At 37.7% G+C, this 10,487-nt stretch carries 6 protein-coding genes and 1 riboswitch; all 6 genes read left to right on the plus strand.

Annotated elements, in window-relative coordinates; all coding sequences use genetic code 11:
* Nucleotides 1–2,309, plus strand: a 2,309-nt coding sequence (locus HMPREF2846_RS12720; RefSeq protein WP_141751893.1) for an LPXTG cell wall anchor domain-containing protein, incomplete at its 5' end; no start/stop codon positions are given.
* Between the two features lie 183 nt (nucleotides 2,310–2,492).
* Nucleotides 2,493–2,604: riboswitch (SAM riboswitch) on the plus strand.
* Between the two features lie 117 nt (nucleotides 2,605–2,721).
* Complete coding sequence (locus HMPREF2846_RS12725; protein ID WP_002480034.1) at nucleotides 2,722–3,738, plus strand: methionine ABC transporter ATP-binding protein; 1,017 nt, start codon at nucleotides 2,722–2,724, stop codon at nucleotides 3,736–3,738.
* A gap of 1 nt (nucleotide 3,739) precedes the next feature.
* A complete protein-coding gene (locus tag HMPREF2846_RS12730; RefSeq protein WP_002480033.1) occupies nucleotides 3,740–4,399 on the plus strand; it encodes a methionine ABC transporter permease in 660 nt (219 codons plus the stop codon).
* A 23-nt stretch (nucleotides 4,400–4,422) separates the two neighbouring features.
* Nucleotides 4,423–5,265, plus strand: a complete 843-nt coding sequence (gene gmpC, locus HMPREF2846_RS12735) for a dipeptide ABC transporter glycylmethionine-binding lipoprotein (RefSeq protein ID WP_002480032.1) — start codon at nucleotides 4,423–4,425, stop codon at nucleotides 5,263–5,265.
* A 177-nt stretch (nucleotides 5,266–5,442) separates the two neighbouring features.
* Nucleotides 5,443–6,153 carry an alpha/beta hydrolase gene (locus tag HMPREF2846_RS12740; protein ID WP_070626780.1) on the plus strand — a complete coding sequence of 237 codons (711 nt, stop codon included), beginning with the start codon at nucleotides 5,443–5,445 and terminating at the stop codon, nucleotides 6,151–6,153.
* 376 nt (nucleotides 6,154–6,529) lie between these two features.
* A partial coding sequence (locus tag HMPREF2846_RS12745) for a Rib/alpha-like domain-containing protein (RefSeq protein ID WP_070626781.1) occupies nucleotides 6,530–10,487 on the plus strand: 3,958 nt, incomplete at its 3' end.

Raw genomic sequence — 10,487 nt, forward strand, 5'->3', positions numbered from 1 at the left:
CAGATGGCAACACTGTAGTTAACTTCAGTGATGGCAGCAGCGTCACAATCCCTAAAGGAGATAAAGGCGACAAAGGTGCAGACGGTACATCAGTGACTATTACAGGCACAGAAGTACAACCTGACGGTTCAACTAAAGTAACGTTCTCAGATGGTCGTGAAATCAACATTCCTAAAGGATTAGACGGTAAATCTGTCACAATTACTAAAGCTGAACCAGATGCTGATGGCAACACAGTGATTGACTTCAGTGATGGTTCGAAAGTTACTGTGCCGAAAGGTAAAGATGGTGTAGACGGTAAATCAATTACTATCACAAATACTGAAAACTTACCTAATGGCGATGTTAAAGTGACATTCAGCGATGGACACGAAGTTGTAATACCTAAAGGTGCTAAAGGAGAAAAAGGTGAAGATGGACAATCTATCACAATTACTTCTTCTACAGTTCAACCAGATGGTAATACGAAAGTAGTCTTCAGCGATGGACATGAAATTGTCGTTCCAAAAGGCCAAGATGGTAAATCAATCTCTATTACTTCAACAACGAAAGATCCTAATGGAAATACAGTTGTAGAATTTAGCGATGGTACTTTAGTTACAATCTCAAAAGGAGATAAAGGTGACCAAGGTTTACCTGGTAAAGACGGTGCAGACGGAAAATCAGTTACAGTAACAGGTCAAACAATCGACCCTGACGGCAATACAAAAGTCACATTCAGTGACGGCAACACAATCACAGTACCGAAAGGCAAAGACGGAACTTCAGTTACAGTCAAAGATTCACATCCAGATGCAGATGGTAATACCGTTGTAGAATTCAGTGATGGTTCAACAACTACAATTGCGAAAGGTAAAGACGGTCGCGATGGTAAAGATGGCCGTGACGGAGTAGACGGTAAATCAGTTACAGTAACAGGCCAAACAATTGATCCAGATGGCAATACAAAAGTCACATTCAGTGACGGCAACACAATCACAGTACCGAAAGGCAAAGACGGAACTTCAGTTACAGTCAAAGATTCACATCCAGATGCAGATGGTAATACTGTTGTAGAATTCAGTGACGGTTCAACAGCTACAATTGCGAAAGGCAAAGACGGTCGCGATGGTAAAGATGGTCGTGACGGAGTAGACGGTAAATCAATTACAGTAACAGGTCAAACAATCGATCCGAACGGCAACACAGTAGTGACATTCAGTGATGGTAATTCAATTACAGTACCGAAAGGCAAAGACGGAACTTCAGTTACAGTCAAAGGTACAAGCCAAGATCCAAATGGTAATACAGTAATCGAATTCAGTGATGGCTCTAAAGTAACTGTTCAACGCGGTAAAGATGGCCGTGATGGAAAAGACGGTAAATCAATCACAGTGACAGGTCAAACAATCGATCCGAATGGTAACACAGTAGTGACATTCAGCGATGGTAATTCAATTACAGTACCAAAAGGCAAAGACGGCATTTCAGTTACAGTCAAAGGTACAAGCCAAGATCCAAACGGTAATACAGTAATCGAATTCAGTGATGGATCAAGAATCACTATTCAAAAAGGAAATGATGGTAGAGACGGTCGAGATGGACGTGACGGCAGAGATGGTCGCGATGGCAGAGATGCTCAACCAACACAACCGATATATATCATCAATAACTACATTGATAATGATAATACGAATGTGATTATCTTTAGCGATGGTCAACGTGTTGATATTCCTTGTGATGCGAACGGTAACGCGGTTGTGATTATTGGATATAATCATGATGTGAAAGGCAATGTAATATTACAATGTGCAGATAATACAAGAATTATCGTACCTTGCAGAAAACCAGACACACCAAAAGTGACAATTCCAATGATTCCATTGGTTCCAGCACAACACAATACTGTGACACCACCAGTACCGACACCAGTGCCAACACCGACACCGGTACCAGTACCGAATACAGTACCAGTACCGAATACAGTACCAGTACCGAATACAGTACCAGTACCAAATACAACACCAGATGCAGTTACACCAAGTGGAAACAATGGTACACCAACATCGGATACTCATGGTTATACTGGATTCATTAATGTAAATAATGATCATGGTCATAAATTCGTAGGTAAACAAACTACGCATAAAGTGGTTTATCATAATGTAGAACAACCACAACCAAAAGTAACAACAAAACCTAAACAAACAGCTAAAGCTTTACCTGAAACAGGTTCAGACGATACAGCAGCATTAGTTTATGGTGCAATTATGGCTGGTTTAGGTGCAACAACAGTACTTGGATCAAGACGTCGTAAAGAAGAAGAATAAGATTAAGTTCTAAGTATGTAAGAACCGGGCTTCGGCCTGGTTCTTTTTATTGCGAGTAATGTAATCGCTTTCTTATTTTAGATTTTTTGAATTGAATAAATTTATCTAAATTTCTGAAAAATAATGTTGACTTTTTCTGTCAGACTTTGTAATATATGGAATATAAATGAATTGAATAAAACTATCTTATCCAGAGAGGCGGAGGGACAGGCCCTGCGAAGCCTCGGCAACAGGATTAATTATGAAGATTAATTACTGTGCCAATTCCTACAGTAGAACACTGTGAAGATGAGACGAGCCGATATATGTATCCCGAGGACTTGTTTCATTAGTCCTCGGGATTTTCTTTTTATAGAGTTATCTCAAAATAGTTAACATTCATTTATTTCAAATTATTAAGGGGGATTTACCTATGATTGAGTTCAAGGATGTCAATAAAACATTCCGTAAACGCTCAACGGAAATTCAGGCTTTGAAAGATGTCAGCTTTACTGTAGAACGCCAAGAAATATTCGGTGTCATCGGGTATAGCGGTGCTGGTAAAAGTACGTTAATCCGATTAGTCAATAAGCTTGAAAATGTGACATCAGGAAACATTATTGTGGATGGTCATGACATCAATCAATACAGCAAAAAAGAATTGCGTAAAGTGAAGAAAAATATAGGCATGATTTTCCAGCATTTCAATTTATTAAATTCTAAGACAGTATTCAATAATGTTGCGATGCCGCTCATCCTTGAAGGCAAGGAAAAGTCATACATAAAAGAGAAAGTTGACGAAATGCTTGAGTTCGTAGGTCTAGGAGATAAAGGTTCACAGTATCCTAATGAGTTATCGGGTGGTCAAAAACAAAGAGTTGCGATTGCGAGAGCTTTGGTTACTGATCCTAAAATCTTGTTATGTGATGAAGCAACAAGTGCTTTAGACCCAGCAACAACAGATTCAATCTTGCGATTGTTGAAGAAGGTCAATCGAACATTTGACGTTACCATTTTATTGATTACCCATGAAATGGGCGTGATTCAACAAATCTGCGATAAAGTTGCGGTTATGGAGCAAGGCAGTGTCATCGAAATCGGCAGTGTATTAGAGGTGTTCAGTCATCCTAAGACGAAAACTGCGAAAAGCTTCGTTTCTACAGTTATCAGTACAGATATTAGTGATAAGATGATTCATCAATTACCAACTGACGCAGATTATGTGGACGTCAAAGTTTATCTAGAAGGTTCACAAATTGGATTGTCAGTGATTCAAACATTAATTAAAGACTTCAATTTAGATGTGAATGTTATTTATGCATCGATGTCAGATATTCAAGATACTTCAGTCGGTTATTTAACACTTCGTATCAAAGGCTCAAATGAAAGTAAGCAACGTGCATTTGATTATATGAAACAAAGTCATATTGAATTTGAGGAGGTCGTATAACATGCTTGGATCTACATTAGATTCGTCTCAATTAATGGAGGCGTTATATCAAACGTTATTGATGGTCTCTATTTCATTAGTAATCGGTTCTTTAATCGGTATTCCGCTTGGTGTATTACTTGTAGTCACTAAGAAAGATGGAATATGGGAAAATGTGGTGATTTATCATATTCTCAACCCTGTCATCAACGTATTGCGTTCGGTACCCTTCATTATTTTATTAATTGCGATTGTGCCATTCACAAAATTAGTGGTAGGTACATCAATTGGGACAGCAGCTGCAATCGTACCGTTAACAGTTTATGTCGCACCTTATATTGCGAGATTGGTTGAAAACTCATTATTAGAAGTGAATTCAGGTGTGATTGAAGCAGCAAATGCGATGGGTGCATCACCGCTTCAAATCATCCGTTACTTCTTATTACCTGAAGCATTAGGTTCATTGATTTTAGCATTAACAACAGCAATTATCGGTTTAATTGGAGCAACTGCCATGGCCGGCGCTGTCGGCGGAGGCGGTATTGGTGATCTGGCACTTGCTTATGGTTATCAACGTTTCGACACAATCGTCATTGTGATTACAGTAGTCATTTTAGTTATTATGGTTCAGCTGATTCAATCTTTAGGGAATGTCTTGGCTAAGAAAATTCGTAGAAATTAAACAAGTAAAGGGGAAGTCATTGAATGAAGAAATTATTAGTATTAGCAATCGCATTTGTGGTTCTTTTAGCTGCATGCGGTAAGAAAGATGATAGTAAAACAGTTACAGTCGGCGTAGCATCTAACGAAACAAAAGTATGGGATAAAGTTGCAGAACTTGCGAAAAAAGATGGTATTACAGTGAAAGTTAAACAATTCTCTGATTACAATGTACCAAACAAGGCGCTAAACGATGGGGATATCGAAATGAACGCATTCCAACACTTTGCATTCTTAGACCAATATGAAAAAGCGAATAAAGGCACAAAAATCACACCGATTCGTACTACAGTATTTGCGCCATTAGGTATCTATTCTAAAAAGATTAAAGACATTAAAGACTTAAAAGACGGTGCGAAAGTTATCATTCCAAACGATGTTTCTAACCAAGCACGTGCATTAAAATTATTAGAAAAAGCAGGTTACATCAAACTTTCTAAAGACTTCGGTTTAAAAGGCGGCATTAAAGATATCGAAGAAAACAAAAAGAATTTAGATATCAAAGCAGTAGATGCACAACAAACAGCACGTGCATTAGACGATGTAGATATTTCAGTTATCAACAACGGCGTAGCAACTAAAGCAGGTTTAGATGCGAAGAAAGATCCAATCTACTTAGAAAAAGATGATACAAAAGCATCACAACCATACATCAACATTATTGCAGTAAACTCTAAAGACAAAGACGATAAAACATTGAAAAAAGTTGCGGCACTTTATCATTCTAAAGAAGCTCAAAAAGCTTTAAAAGAAGAAGTTAAAGATGGCGAAATCGTGGTTGATTTAAAACAAGATGAAATCAAAAAAATTCAAGACAGCTTAAAATAATAACACAGCTATCATTTAAATGGCCGGCAAATCTTCTAGGTTTGTCGGTTTATTTTATGTGACGAATGCAGACTTCATCAACTTGTATGTATTATCAGTCCGGCAAAGTGTGGGTACTGACAAAAGGGGGTAAAGAGTTAGTGCTAGAAAATCACATTCACTTAGGAGTGATTATCGATGGAAGTATTATATTATGGAGACCATGAAGAACAATTAATTGATGTTTATGCATCAAATGATAAAAATGGAAAACATGCTGATAAATGGATTGTGTTAGTTCATGGTGGTTATTGGCGCCAAAAATTTGATCGTTCTTTAAATGATAAAATGATTGAAGTTTTAACAAATAAAGGCTACAATGTCGCAAATGTTGAATATCGTCGTGGAGAACATAAATGGCCTACACCAGAAGAGGACGTTAAAAAAGCAGTTCAAACATTTAGGAATTCTGAATTTGTAGGTGAAGGTCAATCATTGATTCTTATAGGACATTCAGTGGGTGGACAACTTGTATTAAATAATGAAGATGAAGCGGATAGAATTGTCGCATTATCACCTGTCACTGATGTACCGTATACAAAAGCGAAGGAATTAGGACGAAACGCAGCAGAAGAATATTTTGGTGATGTTTCAGAAGATATATTATATGCGGCATCACCCATTTCACGTTTGCCATTGAATACTAAAACATTAATCATTCATGGTTTTGATGATACACAAGTAGAGATTGATACAACGATTGATTATGTGACAAAAAATACTGAAAACACGATTGATTTATATGCATTTTCAAGTTTAGCTCATATGGATAACATTGAACCTGAAGGCAGACACTTTGACTTGATGTTAGAATGGGTTGATCAAGAACAAGAAAATGAAGAGAATTAAATAACTCTTAGGAAACTATAATAGTAAAACACATTGGGAATGGAGCAATCCATTCCTTTTTTTATATTGTAACGTTATTTGTATGTCTAAAATTCATAGAAAAGCATATTCAATTCTCTTTCTGAAAGATAACTAAAATTAGATATGCGTTAATTAGTTTGGGTTAAATTATAACGTTTTTTTATAAAATAACATAAGGAAAACGAACCCAAAATATTGTTACGTACAATTAGATAAGTGTTATAATTTATTTGGTGCTATGTATGATGATAAGAAGAATTCGAATCTGTAATTTTCAAAGAGAGCAAGAAGGGGTGAAAGGGATTATTCTTGTTATTATTTTGCATGCCTAAATTAAAATTAAGGAGTGTCTAGGTTGAAAGACGAACACACATCTAAGAACAAAGCATCTTTCCAACCGGATAGAAAAAACAAATATTCTATTCGTAAATTCACTGTAGGTACTGCTTCTATTCTAGTAGGAGCTATCTTATTATTCGGGGTGAATACACAAGATGCGAAAGCAGCTGAAACATCAACCACATCTACAGTTAACGCAACAACACCAGACAAAGACACTAATGTTGAAGTGAATCATGCAGATGCAGTTGTTAATGAAACTGCAGTAACTACATCATCTGAAACAAGAACACTAGATGAAACTAAAGAAGTACCGAAAACAGAAGTTGAATCACTACCAACAAAAGCTAGTAATGATTCAACAGAAAAAGCAACTTCTGATCATCAAGAAGTTGTAGATCCAACAGTCGAAAAAGAAGCGACTGCAGCTCCAAAATCACAAGAAGTTTCAACAGAAACAGCTCCGTTTGAGACAAACACAACAGTTCAAAAAGTAGCTGAAACACCTAAAGTAGAAGTACCTCAATCTATTTTAGACATTCAACAAGTTCAAGATTTGAATACAGCTGCTGAATTTTATGCACAATCTTCAGGCGTCTCTATAGAAGAAGCACAGACTTTAATTCAAGAATTGAATTTAGACAGTCAAGCCACACCCGAAGAAATTCAACAAGCTTTACTTTATCAATTGTACCATGAATATGAAACTTGGTATAAACCTGCTGTACGTGAAGATTTGACTACAGAGGCAGAACAAGTGGCAGATAATCCAGACTTTGTAAAATATGCGGTAACGCTTCCAATAGAACCGATAATTATTGATGCAGATGCGATTAAAAACGGTTATGTTCGTTCAGGTTCAGATGAATTAAGTAAAACTAACTTAATTTCCGGTCGTGCTTGGATGGCGGACCAAGGTATCCCATCTGTAGGTACAAATGGTTTAGCACCTGTACCTGTCAATACACCGGTTTATTTACAATGGATGGACAAAGATGGATCAATTTCACCAATTTATCGTGCATATACACATAATAAAAATCGTGATGACAGTGCACAAGATGGTCCAGGTGCCTTTGCCTTTGACTTAAGACAAGGTTGGACAGATGCGACAGGTAAACACCATGTATATAAAGCTTTTAAAGGACAAAAATATCGTTTTGCTATTCCAGATTTTACATTACCTAATGGCAACAAAGCGACAATGTTACGACAAGCTGGTGGATTCTATCCAGGTGTATTTGTAGACACATTTACTGATAACAATATGGGGCAAACTCCAGTAGTAGGTAAAAACATTGGCCGTACAGGTATTTTTATGGCTGAAGTGCCAGTCGGTAATTATATGACGAAACCTAAAAATCAATGGATTACAAGCGAAGGTAACCATAGTTATCCAGAACTATTAGCTGTTGATGGTTATAATGTCGTTCGTGGTAAAGTTTGGATAGAAAGCTCAGGTGGAGATAGAGCCAACTCAGCAACTGGTCCTAACTATAACCCAAATTTAGGAGATAGAGTCGCAGCGGGTTATAAAGTTGTATTAAGTTCATTAACTTCACAAGGTGCAGCAGCTTATAGAAATGAAGTACAACGTGTACCTGTACATGAACGTGCTGCAGCTGCGAAAAGATTATTAACTGCGCATCCAGAATATATTTCAGCTACTGTTGTTTCAGTGGTTGATGGAAATGGGGTTTACGCAGCTAAATTCCCTAATGGTACTTTGGATGTAGATCATATTTATGGTTTTGTGCTAAATACTAAAGGTAAACTCGTCCAAACGTATTCAGGATTTACCTCACCAGAATTTAGAAAAGCGAACCAAAATATCTCTTTCGTACCAATTTCAGCACCTTATTCAGGGTTTCAACAATGGGCGAATGTGAACTTTGCGGTAGTATTGAGTCCATCGGATACCATTGATCTTCATACTGTACCGTATAATGCGACAGACAACCCAGCAGCACCAGGCAGTCGTGTTAATGTTAAATTGCCTAATGGTGATGTACCACCAATGCCTACACACATCGAATGGAGAGATCCTAGCGGACAAACAGTGCATAGAGCTCCGGACTTTACAACGCCAAAACGAGGCGAACAAGTAAGTGGATTTACGATTCCTAAAGAGGCTCAGGAAGGTGATATTTATACTGCAGTACTTGTTTCTGGTGGTAACGATATCGCTGGTTCATCTGTAATTGTTCATATAACAGAAGCTAATAAATATCCACCAAAAGCGCAAACAGTTACTAAAGAATTCGGACAACCAGCAACTGAAGAAGATGTTATGAGTCATGTCACATTCCCTAAATATCCGACTCATCTTAAAAAACCTACAATAACAATAGATCATCCTGATAAATTACCTGATGGAAATACGCCTGGTAAAGTTCTAGTACCTGTTACTGTTACGTATCCAGATGGTTCTGTTGCGCACGTTAATGTACCAGTAGTCACAAAAGCACAGTCTGATAAAGACAAATATACGCCAACTGCAGGTTCAGTTGAAAAAGACTTCGGTCATAAAGCAACACCTGGTGAAATCACAGGAAAAGTATCTGTACCAGACTTCCCAGCTGGAGGTAATCAACCAACTTATACAGTGGATGAAACAACAATTCCAGATGGCCAAACACCAGGTACAGTGAATGTACCGGTGACTGTACATTATCCTGATAATTCTTCAGAAGTTATTGAAGTTCCGGTTACTACAAAAGTACAACCTGATAACGATAAATATCAACCGACAACTGAAGCAATCCATAAACCATTTGGTCAAAAAACAGATGAAAATGAAGTGAAATCAAAAGTTACTATTCCTAATTTCCCAGGAAATGGTAATCAACCGACTTATACAGTAGATACTTCAAAAATTCCAGATGGTCAAACGCCAGGTACAGTAAATGTACCAGTGACTGTACAATATCCAGATGGTACAAGTGAAGTAGTAAATGTACCTGTTATTACAGGACCGAAAGATTCAGATACGTACCAACCAACTACAGGAGAAATTACAAAACCATACGGTCAAGCAACAACAGAACAAGAAGTAAAAGATAAAGTCGCAGTACCGAATTTCCCTAAAGACAAAGGCACACCAACAATCACAGTTGATACAAGCAAGTTGCCAAATGGTCAAACAAGCGGTGAGTTCCAAGTTCCCGTTACAGTGACTTATCCTGACAAAACAATGGACACAGTGAATGTGAAAGTGACAGTAGGAGTCCAACCTGATAATGATAAATATCAACCAACAGCGGGAGAAATTGCAAAACCATACGGAACTCCAACTACAGCGGATGAAGTCAAAGGCAAAGTAAGCATTCCAGATTTCCCTAAAGAAGGAGACCAACCAGTTATTACGGTTGACACAACTAAAGTCCCTGACGGTAACATAAGTGGAGAATTCGAAGTTCCAGTAACAATCACTTATCCGGATAAAACAACAGATGTTGTGAAAGTTAAAGTAACAGTAGGTCCGAAAGACGCTGATACTTATGAACCGAAATTTGAAAATATCACAAAACCATACGGTCAAGGCACAACAGAACAAGAAGTGAAAGATAAAGTGACAGTACCTAACTTCCCAGTAGATAAAGGTACACCAGTAGTGACAGTGGATGATCCAACGAAATTGCCTGATGGAAATACTCATGGCGTATTTGATGTTCCGGTCACAGTGACATACCCAGACAAAACAACAGACAAAGTAACAGTTAAAGTTACTGTAGGAGATCAACCACAAAAAGATATATACGAACCGACTGCGGGAGAAATCACAAAACCATACGGTAGCGCAACTACTGAAGAAGAAGTCAAAGGCAAAGTAAGTGTTCCAGGTTTCCCTCAAGAGGGTGACCAACCAATTATTACTGTAGATACAACAAAAGTACCTGACGGTAAAACAAGCGGTGAGTTTGAAGTGCCAGTCACAGTCACTTATCCAGATAAAACAACAGATACAGTGAATG

It is taken from the genome of Staphylococcus sp. HMSC056G08 (assembly GCF_001812305.1).
GTDB classification, from domain to species: domain Bacteria; phylum Bacillota; class Bacilli; order Staphylococcales; family Staphylococcaceae; genus Staphylococcus; species Staphylococcus simulans.

Excerpts from the sequence above, each read along its gene's own strand:
- HMPREF2846_RS12725 (WP_002480034.1), top strand. The coding sequence starts at position 2,722 with ATGATTGAGTTCAAGGATGTCAATAAAACATTCCGTAAACGCTCAACG.
- HMPREF2846_RS12730 (WP_002480033.1), top strand. The coding sequence starts at position 3,740 with ATGCTTGGATCTACATTAGATTCGTCTCAATTAATGGAGGCGTTATAT.
- gmpC (WP_002480032.1), top strand. The coding sequence starts at position 4,423 with ATGAAGAAATTATTAGTATTAGCAATCGCATTTGTGGTTCTTTTAGCT.
- HMPREF2846_RS12740 (WP_070626780.1), top strand. The coding sequence starts at position 5,443 with ATGGAAGTATTATATTATGGAGACCATGAAGAACAATTAATTGATGTT.